The sequence below is a fragment of the Mycobacterium sp. IDUB_39 genome, from assembly GCF_055419205.1.
The window spans coordinates 17249-42736 of sequence record NZ_JBVAXF010000006.1 but is presented as its reverse complement, the minus strand read 5'-3'; the positions used below and the strand labels follow the sequence as shown (position 1 = coordinate 42736).

At 67.2% G+C, this 25488-nt stretch carries 27 protein-coding genes and 1 pseudogene; 7 read left to right on the top strand and 21 right to left on the bottom strand.

Translation table 11 applies throughout. From position 1 onward, the window contains the following. Window positions 1–10: 10 nt before the first annotated feature. The 5 genes from dprA to ACZY0X_RS22075 all read right to left on the bottom strand — a co-directional run bounded on the left by dprA (window position 11) and on the right by ACZY0X_RS22075 (window position 4533). Window positions 11–1135 (bottom strand): DNA-processing protein DprA, encoded by a 1125-nt coding sequence (dprA, locus tag ACZY0X_RS22095; RefSeq protein ID WP_463773453.1) that lies wholly within the window; start codon window positions 1133–1135, stop codon window positions 11–13. Continuing rightward, window positions 1135–2640: a YifB family Mg chelatase-like AAA ATPase gene (locus ACZY0X_RS22090; protein ID WP_463773451.1), complete on the bottom strand. Its 1506-nt coding sequence runs from the start codon at window positions 2638–2640 to the stop codon at window positions 1135–1137. Before ACZY0X_RS22090 ends, dprA begins: the two co-directional genes overlap by 1 nt. After that, window positions 2640–3011 carry a YraN family protein gene (locus ACZY0X_RS22085; RefSeq protein WP_463773450.1) on the bottom strand — a complete coding sequence of 124 codons (372 nt, stop codon included), beginning with the start codon at window positions 3009–3011 and terminating at the stop codon, window positions 2640–2642. Before ACZY0X_RS22085 ends, ACZY0X_RS22090 begins: the two co-directional genes overlap by 1 nt. A gap of 93 nt (window positions 3012–3104) precedes the next feature. Continuing rightward, window positions 3105–3698 carry a sigma-70 family RNA polymerase sigma factor gene (locus tag ACZY0X_RS22080; RefSeq protein ID WP_463773449.1) on the bottom strand — a complete coding sequence of 198 codons (594 nt, stop codon included), beginning with the start codon at window positions 3696–3698 and terminating at the stop codon, window positions 3105–3107. Window positions 3699–3951: 253 nt separating this feature from the next. Then, window positions 3952–4533 (bottom strand): GNAT family N-acetyltransferase, encoded by a 582-nt coding sequence (locus ACZY0X_RS22075; protein WP_463773447.1) that lies wholly within the window; start codon window positions 4531–4533, stop codon window positions 3952–3954. Window positions 4534–4787: 254 nt separating this feature from the next. Between ACZY0X_RS22075 and ACZY0X_RS22070 the strand changes: the two genes are divergently transcribed. Next, entirely contained in the window at window positions 4788–5216 is a 429-nt protein-coding gene (locus ACZY0X_RS22070) for a DUF732 domain-containing protein (protein WP_463773446.1), read from the top strand. Between the two features lie 52 nt (window positions 5217–5268). On the opposite strand, the gene ACZY0X_RS22065 is transcribed toward ACZY0X_RS22070, so the two are convergent. Further along, the gene (locus tag ACZY0X_RS22065; protein WP_463773445.1) at window positions 5269–5652 is read right to left on the bottom strand and encodes a heme-binding protein; all 384 of its coding nucleotides are present in this window, start codon (window positions 5650–5652) and stop codon (window positions 5269–5271) included. 234 nt (window positions 5653–5886) lie between these two features. Between ACZY0X_RS22065 and ACZY0X_RS22060 the strand changes: the two genes are divergently transcribed. The 5 genes from ACZY0X_RS22060 to ACZY0X_RS22040 all read left to right on the top strand — a co-directional run bounded on the left by ACZY0X_RS22060 (window position 5887) and on the right by ACZY0X_RS22040 (window position 12580). Then, window positions 5887–6171, top strand: a complete 285-nt coding sequence (locus tag ACZY0X_RS22060; protein WP_463773443.1) for a hypothetical protein — start codon at window positions 5887–5889, stop codon at window positions 6169–6171. 105 nt (window positions 6172–6276) lie between these two features. Continuing rightward, window positions 6277–7296, top strand: a complete 1020-nt coding sequence (locus tag ACZY0X_RS22055) for an iron ABC transporter substrate-binding protein (protein WP_241399784.1) — start codon at window positions 6277–6279, stop codon at window positions 7294–7296. Window positions 7297–7308: 12 nt separating this feature from the next. Then, window positions 7309–8880 (top strand): ABC transporter permease, encoded by a 1572-nt coding sequence (locus ACZY0X_RS22050; protein WP_463773442.1) that lies wholly within the window; start codon window positions 7309–7311, stop codon window positions 8878–8880. After that, complete coding sequence (locus tag ACZY0X_RS22045; RefSeq protein WP_463773440.1) at window positions 8877–9938, top strand: ABC transporter ATP-binding protein; 1062 nt, start codon at window positions 8877–8879, stop codon at window positions 9936–9938. Before ACZY0X_RS22050 ends, ACZY0X_RS22045 begins: the two co-directional genes overlap by 4 nt. Next, window positions 9938–12580, top strand: coding sequence for an AMP-binding protein (locus ACZY0X_RS22040; protein ID WP_463774079.1), 2643 nt, complete (start codon window positions 9938–9940; stop codon window positions 12578–12580). Before ACZY0X_RS22045 ends, ACZY0X_RS22040 begins: the two co-directional genes overlap by 1 nt. On the opposite strand, the pseudogene ACZY0X_RS22035 reads toward ACZY0X_RS22040, so the two are convergent. From ACZY0X_RS22035 to rplS, 8 genes and pseudogenes are all read right to left on the bottom strand, one after another. After that, window positions 12461–13267: pseudogene (locus ACZY0X_RS22035) on the bottom strand (acyl-CoA thioesterase); the annotation flags it as partial. The gene ACZY0X_RS22040 and the pseudogene ACZY0X_RS22035 overlap by 120 nt on opposite strands. After that, entirely contained in the window at window positions 13264–14469 is a 1206-nt protein-coding gene (locus tag ACZY0X_RS22030) for a CoA transferase (RefSeq protein ID WP_463773439.1), read from the bottom strand. The pseudogene ACZY0X_RS22035 and the gene ACZY0X_RS22030, both read right to left, overlap by 4 nt. Before the next feature lie 71 nt (window positions 14470–14540). Next, window positions 14541–15314, bottom strand: coding sequence for an HAD-IIA family hydrolase (locus tag ACZY0X_RS22025; RefSeq protein WP_463773437.1), 774 nt, complete (start codon window positions 15312–15314; stop codon window positions 14541–14543). A 21-nt stretch (window positions 15315–15335) separates the two neighbouring features. Further along, a complete protein-coding gene (locus ACZY0X_RS22020) occupies window positions 15336–16148 on the bottom strand; it encodes an SDR family NAD(P)-dependent oxidoreductase (protein ID WP_463773435.1) in 813 nt (270 codons plus the stop codon). A 2-nt stretch (window positions 16149–16150) separates the two neighbouring features. Next, entirely contained in the window at window positions 16151–16456 is a 306-nt protein-coding gene (locus ACZY0X_RS22015) for a DUF2469 domain-containing protein (RefSeq protein WP_066983311.1), read from the bottom strand. Then, window positions 16453–17232: a ribonuclease HII gene (locus tag ACZY0X_RS22010; RefSeq protein ID WP_463773434.1), complete on the bottom strand. Its 780-nt coding sequence runs from the start codon at window positions 17230–17232 to the stop codon at window positions 16453–16455. Before ACZY0X_RS22010 ends, ACZY0X_RS22015 begins: the two co-directional genes overlap by 4 nt. Window positions 17233–17243: 11 nt before the next feature. Beyond that, window positions 17244–18137, bottom strand: a complete 894-nt coding sequence (gene lepB, locus ACZY0X_RS22005; protein ID WP_463773433.1) for a signal peptidase I — start codon at window positions 18135–18137, stop codon at window positions 17244–17246. Window positions 18138–18258: 121 nt separating this feature from the next. Then, the gene (gene rplS, locus ACZY0X_RS22000; protein WP_163798073.1) at window positions 18259–18600 is read right to left on the bottom strand and encodes a 50S ribosomal protein L19; all 342 of its coding nucleotides are present in this window, start codon (window positions 18598–18600) and stop codon (window positions 18259–18261) included. A 299-nt stretch (window positions 18601–18899) separates the two neighbouring features. On the opposite strand from rplS, the gene ACZY0X_RS21995 reads away from it, so the two are divergent. Continuing rightward, window positions 18900–19844, top strand: a complete 945-nt coding sequence (locus tag ACZY0X_RS21995) for a serine hydrolase (RefSeq protein WP_463773432.1) — start codon at window positions 18900–18902, stop codon at window positions 19842–19844. On the opposite strand, the gene trmD is transcribed toward ACZY0X_RS21995, so the two are convergent. The 7 genes from trmD to ngg all read right to left on the bottom strand — a co-directional run bounded on the left by trmD (window position 19841) and on the right by ngg (window position 25487). Then, complete coding sequence (trmD, locus tag ACZY0X_RS21990) at window positions 19841–20539, bottom strand: tRNA (guanosine(37)-N1)-methyltransferase TrmD (protein ID WP_463773430.1); 699 nt, start codon at window positions 20537–20539, stop codon at window positions 19841–19843. The two genes, ACZY0X_RS21995 and trmD, sit on opposite strands and share 4 nt — an antisense overlap. Before the next feature lie 10 nt (window positions 20540–20549). Continuing rightward, window positions 20550–21077, bottom strand: a complete 528-nt coding sequence (gene rimM, locus ACZY0X_RS21985) for a ribosome maturation factor RimM (RefSeq protein WP_463773429.1) — start codon at window positions 21075–21077, stop codon at window positions 20550–20552. Between the two features lie 11 nt (window positions 21078–21088). Further along, the gene (locus tag ACZY0X_RS21980; protein ID WP_056548932.1) at window positions 21089–21331 is read right to left on the bottom strand and encodes an RNA-binding protein; all 243 of its coding nucleotides are present in this window, start codon (window positions 21329–21331) and stop codon (window positions 21089–21091) included. After that, on the bottom strand, window positions 21328–21807 hold the full coding sequence (gene rpsP, locus ACZY0X_RS21975; protein WP_463773427.1) for a 30S ribosomal protein S16: 480 nt from the start codon (window positions 21805–21807) through the stop codon (window positions 21328–21330). Before rpsP ends, ACZY0X_RS21980 begins: the two co-directional genes overlap by 4 nt. Window positions 21808–22023: 216 nt before the next feature. Then, entirely contained in the window at window positions 22024–22440 is a 417-nt protein-coding gene (locus tag ACZY0X_RS21970) for a nuclear transport factor 2 family protein (protein WP_354524969.1), read from the bottom strand. Between the two features lie 25 nt (window positions 22441–22465). Then, complete coding sequence (locus ACZY0X_RS21965; RefSeq protein WP_241399802.1) at window positions 22466–23701, bottom strand: osmoprotectant NAGGN system M42 family peptidase; 1236 nt, start codon at window positions 23699–23701, stop codon at window positions 22466–22468. Between the two features lie 79 nt (window positions 23702–23780). Beyond that, window positions 23781–25487, bottom strand: a complete 1707-nt coding sequence (gene ngg, locus ACZY0X_RS21960; protein WP_463773426.1) for an N-acetylglutaminylglutamine synthetase — start codon at window positions 25485–25487, stop codon at window positions 23781–23783. Window position 25488: the final 1 nt, after the last annotated feature.

Genomic DNA, 25488 nt, shown 5'->3' with positions numbered 1-25488 from the left:
AGGTGGTGGTCTACCGTGGCGCGATCTTCCAGCGGCCCTCCTGCCGGATCACCAGACCCGCCAGCTCCAGCACCGTCAACGGGCCGAACAGCTGCTGAGCCGGGATGCCCGAGGCCACCGCGATCTGGTCGGCGGTGCGCGCACCACGGGAGGGAAGCGCCTCGTACACCCGCCGCTCGACATCGTCCAGATTGTCCAATGGGGTGGCGGGCCGATCGAGTTCCGGCGCGAGCTCACCGATCCTGCCGATCAGTTCGACGACCTCGGCGGCTCGCGTGACAAGCTGCGCGCCGCCACGCAGCAGCACGTGACAACCCGCCGAGGCCGATGATGTGACCGGCCCCGGTACCGCGCACACCGGTCGGCCTATCGAGGCAGCCCAAGCCGCGGTGTTGGCCGCACCGCTGCGCAGACCGGCTTCGACCACCACCGTCGCCCCGGACAACGCGGCGACCAGACGGTTGCGAGTGAGGAACCGGTAGCGCGCCGGCCGAACTCCCGGCGGATACTCGCTGACCACCGCGCCCTGCTCGGCCACGCGTCGCAGCAATGCAGTGTGGCCCGCGGGGTAGGGCACGTCGATACCGCCGGCTAGGACCGCGACAGTGCTGCCCTCGGCGGCTAGCGCCGCACGGTGCGCGACGCCGTCGATGCCGTAGGCGCCGCCGGAGACCACCGCGACATCGCGTTCGACGAGCCCGGTCGCGAGGTCTCCGGCGACAAATTCGCCGTAGGTGGTGGCAGCCCGTGTTCCGACGATTGAGCAGGCGCGTTCGGCGACGTCGATGAGCCGCTCGGGCCCGTTCACCCACAACACCAGCGGTGGTTGGCTCTGCGGCTTCGGCCGACCCATCGCACGACCCAGACCGGCGAACGCCAGGAGCGGCCAGTCCTGGCAGTCGGGTGTCAGCAGCCGGCCACCGAGCCGATCCAGAACAGCCAGATCCTCAACAGCGCAGTCGATCTCACGACGCGCCTCGGTCAGCACCAACAGATCGGCGCCCACCGCACCACGTCGCACCCGCTCGGCCGCATCTACCGCACCCACCTCGACGACAAACGACGCCAGTTGGGCGCACGGCGGTTCCGCGACCCGGGACAGGTAGGCCCACGCGCGGCGCTCGTCATCGCTCATCACGCACCTGCCTGGCGGAAGCTCAGGGCGGTGGTGATCTCGCCCAGCCCGGGTGAGTTCCGCCCGGCCAAGTCCGTCAATGTCCACGCGACGCGCAAAGTCCTATCGACACCTCGGATGCTCAATGCGCCCCGGTCAAGTGCCATGCGCAACGGCGCCATCGCCGCGGGCGCGGGGCGATACCGCCTTCGCAGAAGGGGGCCGCTGACCTCGGCGTTGGTTCGGATGCCGTGCGGCGCCCAGCGTGCGGCAGCGGCACCACGTGCGGCAGCGACGCGGTCCCGCACCGTCGCCGTGGCCTCCCCCTCCCCTGCCGCGAACGCGCTGGATCGAATCGGATGCAACTGAACGCGCAGATCCACACGGTCAAGAAGCGGGCCCGACAACTTGCCCAGGTAGCGACTCTTGACCAAGCCCGAGCACACGCAGTCGCGTGGATCGGCGGGCGCGCACGGGCAGGGATTAGCCGCCAGGATCAGTTGGAAGCGCGCCGGATACCGCGCGACGCCGTCGCGTCGCGCGAGCCGGATCTCGCCGTCCTCCAACGGTGTTCGTAATGCCTCCAGCACACTGCCGCCGATCTCGGCGCACTCGTCGAGGAACAGCACACCCCGGTGGGCGCGGCTCACTGCACCCGGTCTGGCCATGCCCGAACCGCCGCCGACCATGGCGGCCACAGTCGAGGTGTGGTGCGGCGCCACCAACGGCGGCCGGGTGATCAGCGGTGCGCTACCCGATAGCAGGCCGGCCACCGAATGGATGGCCGTCACCTCAAGCGACTCACCATGAGTCAGGGGCGGTAGCAGACCCGGAAGCCGTTGTGCCAGCATTGTCTTGCCGATGCCCGGCGGCCCGGTGAGCATGAGGTGGTGCGCACCCGCTGCGGCGACTTCGACGGCGTACCGGGCGTGGGACTGGCCGACGACGTCGGACAGATCGGCGGCGGTCTCGGGCGCGGTCTGCGGCGCCTCGATCCGGTCGTCGAGCGCACACTTGCCCTCCACCCAGGCCTGCAACTGACCCAGAGTGCCCGCGCCGTAGACATCGATGCCGTCGACGAGGCTGGCCTCGGCGAGGTTGGCCCGTGGCACCACCACCGTGGGGATGCCCTCGCGTTTGGCTGCTAGCACTGCGGGCAGCACGCCCTTGACCGGACGCACCCGTCCGTCGAGCGCCAGTTCCCCCAGTAGAACCGTCTTCTCTAGCCGCGACCACGCCTTCTTGCGGTCTGCCGACAACACGGCCAGCGCAAGCGCGATGTCGTAGACCGATCCAACCTTGGGCAGCGTCGCCGGCGACAACGCCAGCGTCAGGCGCGCCTGCGGCCAGGTGTTTCCGCAGTTGGTGACCGCGGCACGCACCCGGTCGCGCGATTCCTGCAACGCCGCGTCGGGCAGCCCCACCAAATGCACCCCGGGCAGCCCCGAGGTGATGTCGGCCTCGATCTCGACGAGATGGCCCTCCAACCCGCACACCGCCACCGAGAACGCCCGGCCCAGCGCCATCACCCCACCCCCTGCACGTGCGATATCTCCGGGGCCGCGCCGGGCGCGATCCGCACCCCCAGCACGTCAATCCGAATCTGGGACCAACTCCGCGTTTGGCCAGCGAGCCACAACCCGGCGAGGCGGCGCAGACGGCGCACCTTGTCGGGCGAGACGGCCTGCGCGACACCACCGAACTGATCGCTGGTGCGCGTCTTGACCTCAATGAACACCAACGCGGCCGCCCCAGGATCGAAGGCTATGACGTCGAGTTCGCCATACCGGCACCGCCAATTGCGCTCGAACACCCGCCAGCCCAGCGCACACAGGTGATCGACTACCAGTTGTTCACCGAGCGCCCCGATCTGGGCGCGGGTCCGTGATTGCGTCATGACGACCACAGTCAGGGGCGGGCCCGACAGAACAGGCGTCTGCGCTAGCGGTTATCCCCAGACGCGATTTCATCCACAGGTCGGCGTCTCCAGTTACTGCCGCGAGCCGGCCGCTGCGTCCGCCGCGTGTGCCAACCCGCGCTCGCGAGCGACCTCGACCAGCGAAATCCGAAGTCTCTGTCTGCCGCGATGCAGCCGCGACATCACTGTTCCGACCGGAGTGCCCATGATCTCGGCGATCTCCGCGTACCGCAGACCCTCGACGTCGGCGTAGTAGACCGCCATCCGAGAGGCCAGCGGCAATTGCTGCAGTGCCTCGACGATCCGTGCGTCGGGTAGCGCTTCCAGGGCCTGAACCTCCGCCGAACGCAGCCCGGGCGGCATGGGCTGCTGCGGCCTGATCTGCCAGTCCGCGGGCTGGTCGGTAAGCCACTCCGCTGGTCGACGCTGCCGGCTACGGTGCCTGTTTATGTGGGTAGTGGTAAGGATGCGGTACAACCACGCCCTGATGTTCGTGCCCTCGGCGAAGGACCCAAATCCCTTATAGGCGCGGAGCATTGCATCCTGGAGTAGGTCCTCCGCGTCGGCACGATTGCCGACCATCCGCATCGCAGAGCGATAGAGCTGGTCGAGCAGTGGGATCACATCGCGGTCGAAACGAGCGGACAGGTCAGTCGAGTTCGGCATGACGGGCCCCTTTCATTCGCGACGCTGAGCCGTGATGGGTCAACGGTGTGGAGAGAGGCCGGTGTGGATGCCATCGGCCAGCCCGTCGTCGAGGTCGTCAGCTGCTCCCTCTGTCAGCAGCCATGCCCCCTGGGGGTATCTGACCAGGCCCACGCTACAGCGCCCGCTGGCGATGCGCAAGTACCCCCTGGGGGTACTTGATACGGGGCCCAGACCCCGGAGAAGGCAACCTACCTAGGGCCCGCCGCACACCTCAGTCGCGGCTCGCGTGCTTGATCCACACCATTCCCCGGCCGGATTCGGCCGGGGCGCGCACCGGCCGCGGCTCAACACGGTCCAAGCGGTAGCCAAGTCGGCGCGCCACGGCCGCGCTGCGAATGTTCGCCTCGTCGCAATGGATCTCCACCCGCTCTACGCCCGGCAGTGACAGCGCGATGTCGGTCAGACGCGAGGCCGAGCGAGTGATGAACCCACGCCCCGCGTAGACGATGTGGCACCAGTACCCGATCGCGAGCGCTCGCGGCCCAATATCGTCGTGCAGGCCGATTGCCCCGACCACGGCACCAGAACCATCGAATATTCCGTAGTGACACCCGCCGTCAGCGTCGGGCCAGCTCTCAGCCACTGTCGCGCCGAAAGCGCGTTGGCGCTCCAGTGTGGCCGGCTCGGCGAGCCATTCCATCCACGGATGAATGGCCACGTAGGACTTCGTGATGGCCTCGAACCGCGCCGCCAGATCGCCGGGCTGCCAGCGGCGCAGCACGATGTCGCCGAGGTCGATCCGCTCCGGCGGTGCGACTCCAGCGCCTAGGGCCCTCCCACGCTGCACATCCATATCCGAGACAGCCTAGTGACGAATATCCTTGCGGCATATCGAATTAATTCGAGAACACGCCACCTCACCGACGTCGATATGGGCCCGTATCGGAGGTGAGGCATCTTCACATGAGGACAGTCAGGCTCCGCTCACGAAACGCATAGCGTGCAAATCGTGTCCGCGTCGTGTTCCAAATGTTACAGAAGTACAGCAGTGTTCCAGAAGTTACGGCAGTGATTTCAATTCGTGATTCAAACAAGGGAGTAGGACCCATGAACGTTATTCCGGTCTTACTGGACGTTTCCGCACGAGCCACCGCGGCGGTGGCACTCTCGGTCGGCATCGTTGCCGTCGCAGCCGTCTCCCCCGCCCCGGCCAATGCCGACGTGGTCAGTGACAGATTCCTGGCCGCGCTCGCGGACTCCGGCGTGTCATACGGCGATCCCGGCACGGCGGTCAGCATGGCTCAATCGATCTGTCCCATGCTCGTCAAACCGGGCGGCGACTTCGCGTCCATCGCGTCCCAGATGGGCGGCACCAACGGTGTCTCACCCGGTATGTCGAGCCTGTTCACCAGCATCGCGATCTCGATGTACTGCCCACAGATGATGGCCTCGATCGCCAACGGCGACTGGTTGGGCCAGGCCGCTCAGATGAACCTGCCCGGCCTGTCCGGGCTGAGCGGCATTCCCGGCTTCTGATCGCCACGCCCGCCGCCGCAACGTGTGGTGGCGGCGGGCGTGGTGACGACTACTAGATCCCGTCCAACAGCACTGCCAGCTGACTCGGTGTCACCGAGACGCCGCACTGCCCGCGCAGATCCTTGAGCGGGGCGACGATCCCCTGAAGGTCGAAGTACTCATTCGGGTGTGCGGTGAAGTAGGCCCGCACCGAGGTCTCCGCCTCCCCGGCCGGCTGGCTGGCTGCGGCGGTGAGGACATCGTTGGCCCCCGGATGCGCATCAAGGTAGCCACCCGCCGCTCCGAGCACGCCGCTGGCGGTGGTGGCGAAGCCACTGGCCGAGCACGGTGCCGCACTGGCCGCAGGCATCGCGACAGCACCGGCGACCACACCGAGGGCACAAGTGCCCAGCACGCCGGCGACTCCCCGACGCACGGATGTTCTGATCGTCTTCATTGTCTTCCCTTGCATGTGTCTCGACAGGATTCCCCGTACCGACAGCTAACGTAGCGCCGATCCACGCTCCCAAAACCGCATTTCGGATTTCCTGGGCGCGGCCTCGGCCGCGGGTTTCTCCCACCGATTAACCGGCACAACCGATTTCGCTGTCCAACTTGTCACACCCTCGCGCTAGGTTGCGCGTCGGACCGTCGCCACGTCCCCCAGCACCACACCTCGAGGAGATCGTCGATGCACTCGCCCATCCGTCACGGAGACGTCCTGCTGCTTCCGGTGAGGTCCGCACCGGCGGGCGCCACCGAACAAGTCACCAGTTGCATCGTCGGCGGCAGCGCGTCGGGTCCGCACCACGTACTCGCCAGTGATCACGCGTTCGACAAGATCATCGCTGCCGACGGTGACCTCTATGTCGACCTCCACGCCCCGACGCGACTGGTGCACCTGCGTGACCACGAGCGACGTCCCGAACTTGAAGTGCCCGCCGGCACGTGGCGGGTCCTTGGGAGGACGGCGTAACCGGGGCGCGCAACCTGTGAACCCACATGTCACCGTCGCCGCCCTGACCGCGAGGCTTGACGAGTATGTTGGCTAGGCAATCCTCAGTCGCGAAAGGACCCGTCGATGGCATCCCGCTGGACTCGAATGGCCGCACTTCTGTCCTCTGTGGCGCTGGCCGCTGGCCTCACCGCCTGCTCCTCGTCCTCCGAGGAGGCCGACGGGCTGCTGATCTACAACGCGCAGCACGAGTCGCTGACCAAGGAGTGGATCGACGCCTTCACCAAGGAGACCGGGATCAAGGTCACCTACCGCCAGGGCGGTGACACCGAGCTGGGGAACCAGTTGATCGCCGAGGGATCATCGTCGCCCGCCGACGTGTTCCTCACCGAGAACTCACCGGCGATGGCGGCCGTCGAGGATGCCGGCCTCTTCACCGACATCGACCAGGCGACCATCGCGCAGGTGCCGGAGCAGTACCGTCCGTCCACCAACAAGTGGACCGGTGTCGCCGCGCGGACAACGGTGTTCGCCTACAACAAGTCCAAGCTGACCGAGGACCAGCTGCCGCGCTCGATCATGGATCTCGAGAAGCCGGAGTGGAAGGGTCGCTGGGGCGCTCCGCCCGTCAAGCCCGACTTCCAGGCCATCGTCGCGGCAATGCTGGAACTGACCGGTGAGCCGGCCACCTCGGCCTGGCTGGCGGGCATGAAGACGAATGCCGAGATCTTCTCCGACAACATCGCGACGTTGCGCGCCGTGAACGACGGTCAGGTCGACGGTGGCGTGATCTACCACTACTACTGGTTCCGCGATCAGGCAAAGACCAAGGAGATCAGCAACAACACCGCACTGCACTACTTCCGCAACGAGGATCCGGGCGCGTTCGTCTCGATCTCGGGCGGCGGCATCCTGGACTCGAGCAAGAAGAAGGATGACGCGCAGAAGTTCCTGACCTTCATCACCAGCAAGGCCGGCCAGGAGGTTCTGGAGAAGGGCACCTCGTTCGAGTACCCGGTGGCAAGCGGCGTCCCCGCCAACCCCGCGCTGGTCCCGCTCGCCGACCTTCAGGCGCCTGCGGTGAACCCGTCGAACCTCGACTCGAAGAAGGTCACCGACCTGATGACGAAGGCTGGCCTGCTCTAGATGGTTTCCTAGGTGGTCACCGCCGAGACGGTTCCCGACACAGCGCCGACCGCCGCGTCCGGTTCCTCACGGCCAGGCCCGGTCATCACCGCGGGCGTCGTCCTCCTGGTGCTCGCGACATTCGTACCCATCGGCTTCGTCGCGTGGTCGATAGTGTCGATGGGACCGGCCCAGGTCTACGAACTACTCGCCCGGCCGCGCGTCGGCGAACTCCTGGTCAACACGGTTGGCCTGGTCGTGGTGACGGTGCCGATCTGCCTGTTCCTCGGTGTTGCCACCGCATGGCTGGTGGAGCGCACCGATCTGCCCGGTCGCGCGATCTGGCGACCGTTGTTCGTGGCACCGCTGGCGGTTCCCGCCTTCATCAACAGCTACGCCTGGGTCAGCGTCGTGCCGACGCTGCACGGTTTCTGGGCCGGCGTGCTGGTGGCCAGCATGTCCTACTTCCCGTTCGCCTACGTGCCGGTGGCGGCCACGTTGCGTCGCCTCGACCCGGCCATCGAGGAGTCCGCACGCGCACTGGGATCCAGCCCGGTGGCCGTCTTCTGGCGCGTCGTGCTCCCCCAGCTGCGGCTGGCGATTCTCGGCGGTGCGCTGCTCATCGCCGTCCACCTGCTCGCCGAGTACGGCGCGTTCGCGATGCTGCGCTTCTCGACGTTCACCACGGCGATCTTCGAGCAGTTCCAGGCGACCTTCAACGGTGCCGCGGGCAGCACGCTGGCCGGCGTGCTGATCCTGCTGTGCCTGGTGCTCATCGTCGGAGAGTCCGCGGCGCGTGGTAACGCGCGCTACGCGCGGATCGGCTCCGGCGCACAACGCGCGTCGGCGCCACGCCACCTCGGCGCGTGGGCGATACCCGCCAACGTGGGCCTGATCGCACTCGCCGTGCTCGCGCTCGGCGTGCCCGTATGGACCATCATGCGGTGGTTGTGGATCGGCGGTGCGGCGGCCTGGACGTCCAGCGAAGTCGTGACATCCACCCTGCAGACGGTCGGCCTGGCCGCCGTGGCCGCAGCGCTGACCACCGTGCTCGCCTTCCCGTTCGCCTGGGTCGCGGTGCGCTACAGCGGGTTCTTCGCCCGCTTCGTCGAGGGCTCCAACTTCATCACCAGCTCGATGCCCGGCATCGTCACAGCACTCGCCCTGGTGACGGTCGCGATTCGGTATGCCCCGCCGCTCTATCAGACGGTATCGCTGGTGTTGGCCGCCTATGTGCTGCTGTTCCTGCCACGCGCCATGGTGAACCTGAGATCGGGCCTGGCGCAGGTGCCACCGGGTCTGGAGGAGGCGTCTCGGTCCCTCGGGGTGTCGCCGACGTGGACGTTCCTGCGGGTGACGATGCGACTCACCGCACCGGCGGCCGCGGCGGGTGCGTCGCTGGTGTTCGTCGCTGTCGCCACCGAGCTGACGGCCACCTTGCTGTTGGCGCCCACCGGGACCAACACCCTCGCGATGCGATTCTGGTCACTCTCAAGCGAATTGGACTATGCAGGCGCGGCACCGTACGCATTCCTGATGGTCGCACTGTCCGTCCCGGTGACGGTCGTGCTGTTCAAGCAATCGACGAAGGCGGCTGCCCTGTGAACGACAACGCGTTGGAGGTGACGGGGCTCGCCAAGTCGTTCGGTGGCCACACCGTGCTGCACGAGGTTGACCTCGCCGTCCGCACGGGCACCATCACCGCCGTCGTCGGGGCCTCCGGATGCGGCAAAACCACGCTGTTGCGGCTTGTCGCCGGATTCGAGACACCCGATGCGGGAAGCATTTCCATCGCTGGACGTCAGGTGGCCGACTCCAGCCTGTGCGTGCCGGCTCACCGGCGCGACGTCGGCTACGTCGCCCAGGACGGCGCGCTGTTCCCGCACCTCACGGTCGGCCAGAACATCGCCTACGGGCTCGACGGGCCCGCACGCCACGCCACCACCCGAGTCGACGAACTACTGGCCACGGTGTCGCTCGACGGGTCGTACGCGCGGCGCAGGCCACACGAACTGTCCGGCGGTCAGCAGCAGCGTGTCGCACTGGCCCGCGCGCTGGCCCGTCAGCCCGCGCTCATGCTGCTCGACGAACCCTTCAGCGCCCTGGACACCGGCCTGCGCGCGTCCACCCGCAAGGCCGTCGCGAAGCTCCTCTCCGATGCGGGTGTGACGACACTACTGGTCACCCACGACCAGGAGGAGGCCCTGTCAATCGCCGACCAGGTCGCGGTGATGCGCAACGGGCGTTTCACCAAGGTCGGTACGCCACAAGAGGTCTACCTCGAACCCCACGACCGGTTCACCGCCGAGTTCCTTGGCGACTGCGTGCTGTTGCCGTGCACCGTGTCCGGTGACACCGCGGAGAGTGTGCTGGGCCGTCTGCCGGTGCGCTCGACGGGCGTCGACGGCCCGGCCACGCTGATGCTGCGCCCGGAGCAGCTGGTCGCCACCGTGGTCTCCGACCACGAGGCACCGGCCGTCGGCCTGGCCACGGTGCTCGCCTCGGAGTTCCGCGGTCATGACGTGCTGCTGACCGTCGATCTCGGCGGTGACACCGAACCCGTCACGGTCCGCCAGCACAGCGTCGCCCCGCCATCGGTTGACGCCAAGGTCCGCATCCATGTCAACGGTGCCGCAGTCGTGTTCGGCGACCACCAGCCGTGATGATGTTCGACCGGCTCGTCGAGCACCTCGCGTCATTCGGCGATCAGATCGCGGTGTTCACCGACGAGGCCCACATCAACGACGGGAAACTCACCTACGCCGAACTCGCGGACCGGGTCGCCGCGAAGACGGCCGAACTCGGCCGTCGACGCCGACTGCTCCTGCTCGAGACCCGCAACGATCTGCCCACGCTGGTCACCTATCTGGGCGCACTCGCGGGCAGGCATGTGGTGCTGCCGATTCCGGCCGACGGCGACGTGACGGCGGTGATCGACGTATACGATCCCGACACCATCGTGGCTGACGGCACCGTCGAGTACCGCCACCGTCCGCGGCATGACCTCCATCCCGATCTGGCGCTGCTGCTGTCCACATCGGGCAGTACGGGCTCACCGAAGCTGGTGCGGCTATCGCGCGACAACCTGAGCGCCAACGCCGAGGCGATCGCCACGTACCTCGACATCGGCCCGACCGATCGGGCGATGACGACGCTGCCGATGTCGTACTGCTACGGCCTGTCGGTGATCCACAGCCACCTCCTTCGCGGCGCCGGGCTGATCCTCAGCGAACACTCTGTCGTGGACGACGGGTTCTGGGATCTGTTGCAACGCCATGCCGCAACGTCGTTCGCGGGTGTACCGCACACCTTCGACCTGCTCGAACGGATCGGCTTCGAGGACATGGCGCTGCCGCATCTGCGCTACGTCACACAGGCCGGTGGTCGGTTGGCACCCGATCTAGTTCGCCGATACGCCGCGCTCGGCCGGGCCCGGGGTTGGCAGCTGTTTGTCATGTACGGGGCGACCGAGGCCACTGCGCGGATGGCTTATCTGCCACCGGAACTCGCCCATGATCATCCCGGATCGATCGGCATCCCGATCCCCGGTGGGTCGTTCTCCATTGAGCCGGTCGACGGTATGGCCGATGACGTCGGCGAGCTCATCTATCGGGGTCCCAACGTCATGCTGGGCTATGCACAGGAAACGGCCGATCTGGCCCTGGGCCGTACCGTCGAGGAACTGCGCACCGGCGATATCGCCCGCGCGGGCGCAGACGGAGTCTACGAAGTGGTCGGGCGCAGCAGCCGTTTCGTGAAGCTGTACGGGCTGCGGATCGACCTGCAGCGAGTGGAGTCGGCGCTGCAGGCCGCCGACATCGAGGCCATCTGCACCGACGGCGACGGCCTGCTGCTGGTCGCCGCGGTGCGGCCCATGTGCACGGCCGCGGTGCGGCCAACGTGCACGGCGGCGGTGCAGCCCCGCGGCATCGATGTGGCGCAGCTGGCCGCTAACGCGTCCGGTCTGCCGCGCGCCGCCATCCGCGTCGTCGACGTCGACGAGGTGCCGCGGCTGTCCTCCGGCAAGCCGGACTACCCACGGTTGGCCGAACTCGCCTCCGACCGCACAGCACCCGACGCACAGCAATTGGACCTGCGCGGTCTGTTCGCCGACGTACTGCAGATCGATGAGGCGTCGATCGATCCGGGCCAGAGCTTCGTCGATCTGGGTGGCAACTCGTTGTCCTACGTCGCCATGTCGGTGCGCCTGGAACGAGCACTTGGATACCTACCTTCGGACTGGCAGCGGATCTCGTTGCGGGACCTGCAGGCCACCACCCGCCCCCGACGGTGGTGGGGCGCGACGCTGGAGACCAGCGTCGCGCTGCGCGCCGCGGCGATCGTCCTCGTGGTCATCTCCCACGCCGAGCTGTACACGGTGTGGGGCGGTGCGCACATACTGCTCGGCATCGCCGGCTACAACTTCGGCCGGTTCTGCCTCACGCCCCTCCCACGCGGCGACCGTACGCGTCACCTGCGCAACACCATCGCGTGGATCGCCGTGCCTGCGATCATCTGGGTGGCCGTTGCCCTGATCATCACCAACGACTACACCGCGTCGAACCTATTGCTGGCCAACAAGTTCCTCGGGCCGGCCGACAGCATGACGGCCGGACGCCTGTGGTTTGTCGAGATCATGGTGTGGACCCTCGTCGCGTTGTCACTGGTGTGCTGGACACCGATCTTCGACCGGGCCGAGCGGCGCTGGCCCTTCGGGATCGCGCTGGCATTTCTGGGGTTGGGCCTGGCGTTGCGGTGGGACGTTTTCGGTTTCGGGCTGGGCCGCGACGCGTGGTTCACCGTGCTGGCGTTCTGGTTCTTCGCGATCGGCTGGGCCGCAGCGAAGTCCACGACCGCGTGGCAGCGCACGGCGGTGACGCTGATCCTCGCCATCGGCATCATCGGCTACTTCGGCAACCCCGACCGCGAGGCGCTTGTGTTCGTGGGCCTGGCGTTGTTGATCTGGTTGCCCGCGATCCGCTGCCCGTCGGCGTTCACCGTGGCGGCAGGCACCATCGCCGAGGCGTCACTGTTCATCTACCTGACGCACTACCAGGTCTATCCGCTGTTCGGCGACCACAAGGTGTTGGGCGTGACGGCCTCTGTCATCGTCGGGGTGCTCCTGACCCAGCTCGTCACCCTCGTGCGGACGTGGAACCGCCGTCGCACACGCGGTCGGTCAGACGTGCGGCGCGGGCTCGCGCTCGGCGATGAGCCCCTCCTGGACCAGGGTCGCGGCGATGACGCCGTCGGCCCCGATCAGGCTCCCGGTGATCACGCCCCGCCCGCGCGCCGCGGCCGGTGACCGGGTCTCCAACAGATTCCACCGGTCGGCGTGCACCCGACGGTGAAACCAGATCGACGAGTCGGTGGTGCCGCTGCGATGCGTGCGGCCTGCCATCGAGTGACCGTGCACCTGTAGTGCCGGGTCGATCATGTAGACGTCGGTGATGTAGGCCGCGACGACGGTGTGCAGCAGTGCGTCGTCAGGTACCGGGACGGTGACCCGCCACCACAACCGTCGCACGAACTCACCGTCGCGGCGGTCATCGGAGATGCGAATGTCGATCTCATCCAACGGCATCGACGGAGCAGGCCCCGCCGGTCCGGTGCGAGGCAGCGCCTCGGGGTCCCCCGGCGGCGCCACGCCGTGCTCGGGACCGGCCATGGGCGCGGCGAACGACACACTGGCCGTGGTGAGCAGCCGACCCGCCTGGCTGGCGTCAACCCGGCGTGCGGCCGCGGTGCGCCCGTCGAAGACGGTTGTCACGGCGTAGTCGACGACCTCGCCCGCCTCACCGCCGCGCAGGAACTGCAGATGCATGCTGGTCGGCAGTTTCGCCGGGTCGACCGTGCGGGCCGCCGCCGCCAGGCTCTGCGCCATGAACTGGCCGCCGAACGAACGCTTGCCCGCCGGACCGCTCGCGGGGCCGACCCAGTTACCGGTGCCCTCATCCGCGCTGACGTCGAGCAGATCCAGCAGCGCGCTCACGCCACCGTCCCCGCATCCAACAGGTGCTGCACCTCATCGTCGCGCAGCCCCAACCGGTCGCGCAGGACGGCGACGGTGTCATCGCCCAGCGCCGGCGCCGGTACGGCCGGCGGGTAGATGCCGTCGATCGACAGCGGCAGCCCGGGGGCCAGATAGCGTCCGATCCGGGGCTGATCCAACTCGGTGAACAGCGGGTTGTCGGTCACCTTCGGGTCAACCACCACGTCGGCGAAGGTGCGGTACCGCTCCCACAGGATCGACGTCCCCGACAGCGCCTGGGACACCTCCTCGGCCGTGCGATCGGTGAACCACACGGTGAACAGACCCGTCAGCGCATCTCGGTGCCGGTAGCGGTCACCCTCATCGGAGAAATCCGCACCGAGCGAGTCACCCAGTGCGGCAACGGCTTTCTCGGTACCGGTGAGTTCGGTCAGGTCCCGGAAGTGCCGCCCGGTCAGCGCGACGATCATGAAGGATTCGCCGTCACCGCTGGTGAAGTGCTGGCCGTACTGGCCGTAGATCGAGTTGCCGATCCGTTGTCGCGACGTGCCGTTGACCATGACCTCGGTGAGGAAGCTGAGATTGCCCGCGGTGGCCAGCGCGACGTTCTCCAAGGGGATGGAGATTCGCTGTCCCTCCCCTGTGGCGTCGCGATGCCGCAGCGCGCTGACGACGGCCAACGCCGCGTAGACGCCACATGCCACGTCCCACGCGGGCAGCACGTGGTTGACCGGGGCGGCCAGGTCGGCGGGTCCGGTCACCGAGGGAAACCCGACGCCTGCGTTGACGGTGTAGTCGACCCCGGTGCCGCCGTCCGCACGACCGGACACCTCGACGTGGATCAGGTCGGGCCGCACCCTCACCAGGGTGTCGTAGGAATGCCATTGTCGGCCTGCGACGTTCGTGATCAGAATCCCGGCGTCGGCGATCAGCCGCTGGATCAGATCCTGTCCCTCTGCCGATCGCACGTCGACAGCAACGGACCGCTTGCCCTTGTTCAGCCCGGCCCAGTAGATGCTGTCACCGTCGTCGGTCACCGGCCAGCGGTTGTAGTCGGCGGCACCACCGACCGGATCGACGCGGATCACCTCGGCGCCGAGCTGGGCCAGCGTCATCCCGGCCAGAGGCACCGCGACGAAGCTCGAGATCTCGATGATCCGTACCCCGGCCAGCGGTCCACTGCCGTGCAATCCGTCAGTCATGCGCCCAACGATATTGGGCACGTCCCGGGCCGTGTCGCCACCCCCACGCCCGCGACGTCACACGAGATCGGTCACACGAGATCGATGGCGTCGGCGATCGAATCCAGAACACGGCTGGGTCGAAACGGGTAGCGCTCGATATCTTCGACGTCCGTCGAACCCGTCAGCACCAGGATGGTCTCCAGGCCCGCCTCGATGCCCGCGACGACGTCGGTGTCCATCCGGTCGCCCACCATGACGGTGTTCTCCGAGTGCGCCTCGATGCGGTTGAGCGCGCTGCGGAACATCATCGGGTTGGGCTTGCCGACGAAGTACGGCTCGCGTCCGGTGGCCTTGGTGATGAGTGCGGCGACGGAACCCGTGGCGGGCAGCGGTCCCTCAGCGGACGGCCCGGTGACGTCGGGGTTGGTCGCGATGAAGCGGGCACCGCCGAGGATGAGCCGGATGGCCTTGGTGATGGCCTCGAATGAATAGGTCCGCGTCTCCCCCAGCACAACGAAGTCGGGATCGATATCGGTCAGCGTGTACCCGACCTCGTGCAGTGCCGTGGTGAGACCGGCCTCGCCGATCACGTACGCCGATCCACCCGGCAGCTGATCGTGCAGGAACGCCGCCGTCGCCAGCGCCGAGGTCCAGATCGCCCACTCCGGCACCGTCAGACCCGATCGCGCCAGTCGGGCCGCGAGGTCGCGCGGGGTGAAGATCGAGTTGTTGGTCAGCACCAGGAACGGCCGCCGCTTGTCGGTCAGCGTCTGAAGGAACTCGGCCGCACCGGGTAGGGCGTGCTCCTCGCGGACCAGGACGCCATCCATATCGGTGAGCCAGCACTGCGGTGTGGTGCGCATGCTTGAATCCTCACCCGGATGTCAGCGAATAACCACTGTGGACGGTGTCCGTGGGCTGCCGAGGGCGTCCCGGTGCGACGGTGGTTGGCGACCGTCGGCGTCGGTGATGCCGTATCGCGACGCGAGTTCGGCGCCGATGACGGTCTGCCCGGTCAGCTCTGCCAGCGCCGGGTCCCGGTACAGCGCATCGATCAAATAGCCGGTGAACTCCGGGGTTTCGGCGTGCTGCGCGGTCTTGGCCAGCGCTTCGGGGTGCCCGTCGAAGGCGCTGCGGAACTTGTCGGTCAGGAGGATGCCCATCCAGATCGACACCGTGCACACGCCGGTTCCCTTGAAGTCGACGGCCATATCGGCGGCGAGCTTGTCGACACCGGCCTTCTGTGCGCCGTAGGCGGGGCCGTGCATGTAACACACCGATCCCGGGGATGACGTGAACGCGATCAGTGCGCGGTCGCGGTCGACCATCAGCGGTGCCGCGTGCCAGGACGCGACGTAGGCGGATCTCAGGCCGACGTCGAGCACATCGGCCAACGTCAGCGGCTTGCGCCAGAACGGCTCGGAGCCGGTCAACTCGTCGTGAATCGCGGCGGCGTTGTTGACCAGCAGGTCCAGCCTGCCGGACTCGTCGGCGACCCGCTCGAACAGCGCGGCGACCTGCGCATCGTCGCGGTGGTCCACTGCGACGGCAATACCGCCGTCACCGGTGTCGGTGATGGTGCGGCCGGTCAGGTAGACGCGCCACCCGGAGGCCAGTAGCGCGTTCGCAATACCGCGGCCGGCGCCCCGGCTCGCGCCGGTGACCACAGCGACGCGGCTGTCATCGTCAAAGGTCATGGTTACTCGGGAAGCCGAAGCTCCGGCTTCTCCACCTCTTCGATGTTGACGTCCTTGAAGGTGATCACCCGTACCTGCTTGACGAACCGGGCGGGGCGATACATGTCCCACACCCACGCGTCGGCCAGTCGCAGCTCGAAGTACACCTCGCCGTCGGCGTTGCGGGGAACCATCTCCACGCTGTTGGCCAGGTAGAACCTTCGCTCCGTCTCCACGACGTAGCTGAACTGCCCCACGATGTCCTTGTATTCGCGGTACAGCGAGAGTTCCATCTCGGTTTCGTACTTCTCGAGATCCTCGGCACTCATCGGTTACGCGATCCTTCTGTCGGTGTGGCGTTCATCTTTCCCGATTTTCCTCCACCCGGTGAGGCGGGCCCACCCGACCCGGTGCCGGACACACCTTCGGGCACCATAGCCGGGTCCGCCCCGATGACGGCCATCCTGCGGACATTGATGAACGAGTATCTGTGCTGCCTGCAGGGACCCAGCTCGGCGAGCGCGGCAGTGTGCGCGGCGGTGCTGTAACCCTTGTGCTCGGCGAACCCGTAACCAGGGTGTTCACGCTCCATCTCGACCATCAGCCGGTCCCGGCTCACCTTGGCCAGCACGCTGGCCGCCGCGATGCACGCAGCCGCCGCGTCACCGCCGATCACCGGCAGCGACGGCACGGGCAGACCGGGCACGCGGAAACCGTCGCTCAGCACGTACCCCGGTCGCAGCGACAGGCCCGCGACGGCACGCCGCATGCCCTCGATATTGGCGATGTGCACACCTCGACGATCCACCTCAACCGAGGGGATGAACACCACGTGGTAGGCCAGCGCATAGCGGCGGATGATGGGGAACAGCCGCTCCCGCTCGCGCTCGGTGAGCTTCTTCGAGTCATCGAGTGCGGCCAGGCTCTCCAGCCGATTCGGCCCGAGCACACAGGCCGCCACCACGAGCGGACCCGCACACGCACCGCGACCGACCTCGTCGACACCGGCCACCGGTCCGAGACCACCCCGATACAGCGCCGACTCGAGCGTTCGGAGACCCGCTGACTTGCGAATCACCGTTCGGGGCGGCCAGTTCGCCGGCAAAGCGGTCTCTCCTACTGCGCGGGCTGGGGTTCGGCGGTCTGGGCTTCGGCCGTCTGGGGGTTGAAGGAGCTGACGCCACCCCAACGCCCCGGGGGCCATGCGATGAAGCGCGCCTTGCCGATCACGTTCTCCACCGGGACGGTGCCCGACATCGGGTCACCGGTGCACAGCAGACCGCGCTGAGCGTCTGCGGGCAGGTTGGTGCAGTGCGCCCGGGAGTCCGCGGAGTGCGTGCGGTTGTCGCCCATCACCCACACGCGATCCTTCGGCACGGTCACCGGGCCGAACTCGTTGCCGAGGCACGGGTAGACCGTGGGGTCGGCCATCATCGTGGCGGGATCCAGGTAGGGCTCGACGAGTTTCTTGCCGTCGACGGTCAGACCAGTGTCGGCGCGGCACTGCACCGTCTGCCCACCGGTGGCGATGATGCGCTTCACCAGATCGTTCTCGTCGGGCGGCACGAAGCCGACGAACGACAACGCGTTCTGCACCCAGCGGACGGCGGGGTTGTCGGAGCGAATCGACTTGTAGCCGACGTTCCATGCCGGCGGTCCCTTGAAGACGACGACGTCACCCGGTTCCGGCGACGAGAACCGGTAGGTCATCTTGTCGACCATGATCCGGTCACCCACACATCCGGGGCATCCGTGCAGCGTCGGCTCCATCGACTCCGACGGAATGAGGTACGGCCGCGCCACGAACGTCAGCATCACGTAGTAGAGGACCAGCGCGATGGTCAGCAGGATCGCGGCTTCGCGCAGCGCACCGTGCTTCTTCTTCGGTGGCTCGCCGTCCGTGTTTTCGACACCGTCCGTGTCGTCGACGCTCTTATCCTCGCCGACGTCGTCGACACCCTTGGTGTCGTCAGTGTCGGCTGTATCGGCAGCGTCGGTGGGTCCGGTCACGCCATCAGAGTAGTCAGAGTGACCGGCGGGGCGATGCGCCCCGCCGGAGTCGCTCCGGCGGCGACATGAGCCGTAGGAGTCGCTCCTGCGACCCAACGGTCAAGACCGTGGGAAGACGACGTCAGCGCTTTTCCTTGATCTTCGCCTTCTTGCCCCGCAGCTCGCGCAGGTAGTACAGCTTGGCGCGACGGACGTCACCGCGGGTGACGACGTCAAGGTGATCGATGTTGGGCGAGTGCACCGGGAAGGTGCGCTCCACGCCGACGCCGTAGCTCTCCTTGCGCACGGTGAAGGTCTCGCGCACACCGCCGCCCTGGCGGCGCAGAACGACACCCTTGAAGACCTGGATGCGCTCCTTGGAGCCCTCGATGACCTTCACGTGAACGTTCACGGTGTCGCCGGGGCCGAAGGTCGGAATGTCGTCGCGCAGCGACGTCTGGTCGACGAAGTCCAGCGTGTTCATCGGGGACACTTCCTTGTTGTGGTGGGTCCGGCTGTCGCTCGTCGCGTTGCGACGCAGCACCTAGCCGATCTCCTGGGCGTACGTTCGAGATGCATTCCGCAGCACACCGTGGCCAATTGGCCCTAGTCGTGCGCAGACAACTGCCCAATTGTGCCAGACGGCCCCCCCACCGGCGAAATCGCACCGTTCCGGCAGGCTGTCCAACACCCCGAGGTTGAAGCGCGGCGCCATGTTCGAACGGCTAGGCTCAGGGAAGTTCTCGCGTCACGTGAAGACCACACACTCAATCGAGGAGGACCATGTTCCGGCGGCCGTCAAAGCTGCTGATGGTCACTGCTTCGACGGTAGCCGTGGTCACGGTGGCCGCAGGGTGTGAGGCCAAGGTGTATGGCAATCCGCCGCTGAACCCCGAAGCACCGCAGCTGACCGTCGTCGCGCCGCTGGGCAGCATGGCCCCGCTTCCCGACGCACCCCCCGACGAGCCGGCTGCGACGTTCAACGGCCTGGCGCAACGCGAGCAGCTGGCCACTGACGAGGCGGCCGACGCCGGCGCCGAGATCACGGCCGCGATCCTCGACCGCAATACCGGGCAGCTGGTGACCAACGGCAACGACATGTCGATCGCCATCGCCTCGGTGGTCAAGCTCTTCATCGCCGATGACCTGCTGCTGCAGGTGTCCAAGGGCGAGACCACGCTCTCGCCCGAGGACCGCAAATCGCTCGACGTCATGCTGCGAGCGTCCGACGACAGCGCCGCCGAGGTGTTCTGGAACCGCAGCGACGGCAGCGCGATCATCGACCGAGTCGTCGCCCGCTACGGGCTGGACTCCACGCGTCCGCCGGACAATGGGCGGTGGTTCAACACCGTCAGCACAGCCACCGACCTGGTGCGTTACTACGACATGCTGATGGCGGGCACCGGCGGTCTACCGCCCGAGCAGGCCAGCATCATCCTGTCCAATCTGGCGGCCTCGACGCCGACGGCAGTCGATGGAATGGTGCCCGGCGGTGTGTACCCGCAGCGGTTCGGCATTCCCGAGGGCCTGCCCGGCGAACCTGTGGCGGTCAAACAGGGCTGGATGTGCTGTGTCGGCGCCGACTGGATGCACCTGTCCACCGGTGTCATCGGCCCCAGCCGCCGCTACGTCATGGTCATCGGCTCCATGCAGCCCGCCAGCGCCGACGTCGCGCGCCAGACCATCACCCAGGCCGTCAGGACGATGTTCCCCGAAGGGCACGTCTAGTCCAGCAGATCCGGGCTCTGATCCAACAGATCCGGGCGACGAGCCCGCGTGCGCTGCAGTGACTGCTCCCGGCGCCACGCCGCCAACTTCGCATGGTCACCCGATAGGAGTACGGCGGGCACGTCGAGATCCCGCCAACTCGGTGGCCGGGTGTAGCTCGGCCCTTCGAGCAGACCATCGGAGTGTGAATCGTCCTGGTGGGAAGCGGGATTGCCGAGAACCTCAGGCATCAACCGGACGACCGCCTCGATCATGACCAGCGCCGCAGACTCGCCGCCGGGCAGCACGTAGTCACCGATCGACACCTCCTCGACCCGCATGCGGCGTGCGGCATCCTCGGCCACCCGCTGGTCGATACCCTCGTAGCGTCCACAGGCGAACACCAGGTGGCTCTCGGTGCTCCAGCGCTGCGCGTCGGCCTGCTTGAACAGCCGGCCCGCCGGTGTCGGGACGACGAGAAGCGTTTCCTCTGAACAGATCTCATCGAGCGCCGCACCCCACACGGGCGCCTTCATCACCATGCCGGGACCACCGCCGTACGGCGAGTCGTCCACCGAGCGGTGCACATCGTGCGTCCAGCGCCGCAGATCGTGCACGGCGACATCGACGATGCCCGCCTCGATCGCCCTGCCCGGCAACGACTGACGGAGCGGATCGAGATAGTCCGGGAAGATCGTGACGACATCAATACGCATGGCAGCGCACCTAGATCGAGTCCAGGTCCAGCAGACCGTCGGGCGGTTCGATCTCGATGACGCCGTCCTCCCGGGACACCGACGTCACGATCGCGCCCACGAACGGCACGAGTATCTCGGCGCCGGCCTCGTTCTTGACCGACAACAACTCCCCCGCCGCGGTGTGCAGCACTTCGGCGACGACACCCACGTCCGCACCGGCGACGGTACGCACCAGCAGACCCTCGAGTTCGTGGTCGTAGAACTCGTCGGGGTCATCAATGGGCGGCAGACTCGTCGAGTCAACCAGGAACAGGGTGCCGCGCAACGCCTCGGCGGCGTTGCGGTCGGCCACCCCGGCCAGACGAATCAATAACCGTCCCGCGTGCTCTCGGACCGACTCGACGGTGAAGTCGCGCTCGGGACCGTTGCGAGCGGCCCTGCCGCGCAACGTCGCCCCGGCCGAGAAACGTGCGGCGGGATCATCGGTGCGGATGTCGACGACAACCTCACCGGTGATGCCGTGTGCCTTTGCGATTCGCCCGACGACGAGGTCCACTGCCTGCCGTACTACTGGTCGGTGTCAACCACGTCGACGCGGATGCCGCGGCCGCCGATGCCGGCCACCAACGTGCGCAGTGCGGTCGCGGTACGGCCACCACGGCCGATCACCTTGCCCAGGTCGTCAGGGTGCACATGCACCTCGACGGTCCGGCCACGCCGGTTGGTCACCAAGTCGACCCGAACGTCGTCGGGGTTGTCGACGATTCCGCGCACCAGGTGCTCAACGGCGTCGACGACGACCGTGCTCATTCGGCGGCGGGTGCTTCGGACTCGGCAGCCGCCGACTCGGCGGGCTCAGCTGCGGCCTCAGGAGCGGCTTCCTCTGCCTTCTTGGCAGGAGCCTTCTTCTTCTTGGCCGTGGTCGCGTCACCCGTGGGCGCGTCATCGGCTGCGGCGAGTGCGGCGTTGAACAGGTCGAGCTTGCTGGGCTTGGGCTCCTTGACCTTCAGCGTGCCCTCGGCACCCGGCAGGCCCTTGAACTTCTGCCAGTCACCCGTGATCTTCAGCAGGGCCAGCACGGGCTCGGTCGGCTGTGCGCCGACGCCCAGCCAGTACTGCGCGCGCTCCGAGTCGATCTCGATGAGGCTCGGCTCTTCCTTCGGGTGGTACCGGCCGATGACCTCGATGGACCGGCCATCGCGACGGTTGCGCGCGTCAGCGACGGAGATGCGGTACTGGGGGTTACGGATCTTGCCGAAGCGGGCGAGTTTGATCTTGACAGCCATATCGGGCTACTTCTCCTGTGATTGCCACGCTTGCAATTCAAGCGACACGTGCGGGATGCACGGTCCGGTTTTGCCTTGCGTGTGTGACCGGCACCCAAGCGCCCAGCGAGAAGCCGAAGGCGGATCGCTCAGAACGGGTCGAGTGGCGGACAGCCGCCCATTGTGCCAGAGCGTGCTGGTCAAAGAGAAATCGCGACCAGGCTCCTGCGCCGGCGCTCAGACGATCTTGTCGAAGCACTTGGTCTCGACCCGGCGCGTCATCCGCCAGCCTGCATCGGTGCGGACGAACTCGTCGTCGTACCAGAGCCCGCAGAACAGGATCTGACCGTCGGCCGAGAGCGTCATCGGGTTGAAGCAGATCACCCGCGATGACGCCGTGTCCCCCGAGATTCGCACGTCGAAGTTCCCGATCAGGTGCGAGTACGCGGGAAAGTTCGGCAGGACCTCTGCCAGCCACGCCTTGACGTCGGGAAACTGGCCGTCGATACCGCCCATCGCGCGGTAGTCGATATAGGCGTCCTCGGTGAAGACGCGGTCGAGATCGTCGAATTTGCGAGTGTCGATCGCAGTCGAGTAGTCGACGAGCAACTGCTGAATTTCCAGGCGGTCGGAGATCTCTTCGAGGCTCAGCACTCCCCGATTGTGCCCTGCGCCACAATCAGGCCTGCGGGCCCTCCGCCGGCGGCCAGTGCTCCCCTGGCGACACGTCACCCGGCTCGGCGTGCTCGCCACGCGCCAGCGGTACCCACTGCTCGCTGGGCGCGGGCTGCTTCGAGGACGGGAAGTCGCGCAGGTTGCCCGTCGGGTGGGCGTCCCACTTCGCGAACGTGAGCGGCGTCTGCAGCCAGCAGTGCAGCAGGTTGTAGGTGGCCTCCAGTGACTCCAAGTGGGTGCGCTCCCAGCCGTGGCTGCCGTCCAACCCGAACCCGACGAGCGCGGCTCGCGTCTCCGCGCCCGCCTCGATCGCCGCAGCCGCATCGGACCGGTAATAGCGGAACACGTCGCGCGCATAGGGGATCTTGTGCTCGTCGGCGAGCCGGCACAGCTTGCGGGTGAGGTGGTAGTCGAAGGGGCCGTGCAGGTCTGCCATCGGGATGGTCACGCCATCCTCCATCGAGTGCTGCCCGGGAGCGCACACCGCGTTGTCCACCGAGATGAGTTCTGCGACGTCCGGCGGTAGCCCATGGCTGGCGCCGTGCCCGACCTCCTCGGTGATGGTCACCATGATGGTGGTGCGGTGCGGAAGCACGAGCTTGCCCTCGGCGGAGTTCTTCGCCAGCGCGAGCGCCACCGCGACACCGGCCTTGCCGTCAAGGTGTCGCGAGACGATGAACCCGTCCTCGGTGAGTTCGGGACTCGTGATGAACGCGACGAAGTCACCGACGTTGACCCCGAGCCGCTCGAGGTCCTCGCGCGACGAGACCCTGCGGTCGACGCGGACCTCGACGTGCTCCCAGTCGGTGGGCTGCGTGTCGATCTCATCGCCGAACGCGTGTCCGCTGGCCTTGAGTGGCATGACGGTTCCGGTGATGAACTCGTCAGGATCGTCGCAGAAGATGCGCACCCGGGCGCCGGTGGCGAACCGCGCCGAGAAGGTGCCCACCGGGATCAGCTCGAGCCGCCCGTTGTCCTTCAACGCTCGGACCATGCAGCCGATGGTGTCGGCGTGGACGACGAGCGCACGATCCGTGGTGTCCGACTCACCGGGCAGTTCGGCCATCAAGGCACCGCGGCGCGTCAGCAGGAAGGGCACGCCCATGTCGTCGAGCAGATCGCCGATCAGCTGCATCACCGCATCGGTGCGCCCCGAGGGGCTCGGCGTCTGCAACAGCGCGAGCAGCGTGTCGACCATCCATGTGCGGTCCTCCACGGGCATCGCAGCGATCTCGGGCACAGCTCTCCCTTCGGGTGTCACGGTCAGAGGTCTTCCGACTCAACTCAATATCTTGCACAACCAACGGCGCGACCCCTACTCAGCCGTGATCGACGGGACCGGGTTGCCACGCCCAGGGTGTCGCGGCAGTCCGCGGAAAGAGCAGATCCACGAACGCCTGGGCCGTGGGCCGCGGCTCGTGGTTGGCCAGCCCGGGCCGCTCGTTGGCCTCGATGAAGACGTACTCCTCACCCTCCACGCTGGGCACCATCAGGTCGATGCCGGTGACGGGGATGCCGATGGCGTCGGCGGCGTCGACCGCCACCTTGGCCAGCGCGGGGTGCAGATCGTCGGTGACGTCGCGGATGGTGCCACCGGTGTGCAGATTGGCCGTCCGCCGCACCACCAGGTGTTCGTTGGTCGGCAGCACGTCGTCCAGCGTCCACCCGGCCTCGGCGACGGTGTCCTGCGTGAGGTCGTCGACCGGGATCACCGACTCACCCTGAGTGGCCACCGATCGCCGACGGCTCTGCGCCTCGACGAGCTGGCGGATGGTGTGCCTGCCACTGCCGACCACCTCGGGTGGACGACGGATCGCGGCCGCGATCACCTTGCCACCTATCACGACGACCCGCAGATCCTCACCCTCGCAACGCTCTTCGATGATCACTTCGGGGCAATGCTTGGCGGCCCACGCCAGCGCGCGGTCCAGGTCCTTGGGACTGCTCACCCCGACGGTGATGCCCGCGCCCTGTTCACCGCGGGCCGGCTTGACCACCACCGAGCCGACCTCGGCGAGGAACTCGTAGTCCTTGTCGGTGAAGGTGGCGTCGCGGCCACGGGGTACGCGAATACCCGCTTCGGCCACCACCTTCCGCGCGACTCGCTTATCGTCACAGCGGCTCATGGCGACGGCGTTGGTCAGCTCCGACAGCGACTCCCGGGTGACCACGCTGGTGCCGCCGTGAGTCAAGCGCAGGTAGCCGCCCCTGCCGTCGAGCACCTCGACGGTGATCCCGCGCATGATGGCCTCGTCGGCGATGATCCGGGCGTACGGGTTGAGTTCAGCCAGACCCTCCTCCTCCTGCACGGGCGCGAACAACTTCTCGTTGATGGCGTTCTTGCGCTTGATACCCAGCGCCGGAACCCTCTCGAAACCCATTCGCTCGTACAGCGCGATGGCGCCCTCGTTGTCGTGCAGCACCGAGAGATCCATCTGTGCGCGGCCACGCCTGACGAACTCCTCGACCAGCGACCGCACCAGCAGCCCTCCGACCCCGGGGCGTGACACCGTCGGGTCGACCGCAAGACACCACAGGCTGGAGCCGTTCTCCTCGTCGCCGAAGAGTTGTCGGTGGTCGATGCCAGTCACGGTGCCGACCACCGCACCGGTTTCATCGTCGACCGCGACCAGATACACCATGTGCGGTTCGGACTCACAGTTGCGCCACATCAGATCGACGTCGGCGGGCACCATTCGGCACTGCAGGTAGATGTGATTGATCGCCGAGCAGTCCTGGGGCGAACTGACCGCTCGCACCGACATTCCCGGCACGTCGTCCGGCCGGTACTCGCCTGGGTGATCGAATCGCAGCCGGTAGGTGAAGCTCGGATCGATGAAGAACTCGTGCGGATGCAGCGCGACAAAGACATGCGGCGCGTCGAGGTACATGCCGATATCGCGTCTACCGCTGCCCTCGGCCCGCAACGCATTGCCGAACTGGTCGGGGTCGGAGAACGTCTGGCCGAACACCAGCCTTCCCCAGCCGAGGTCTTGGATCACACCTTGGGTGGATTCTTCGCGCACG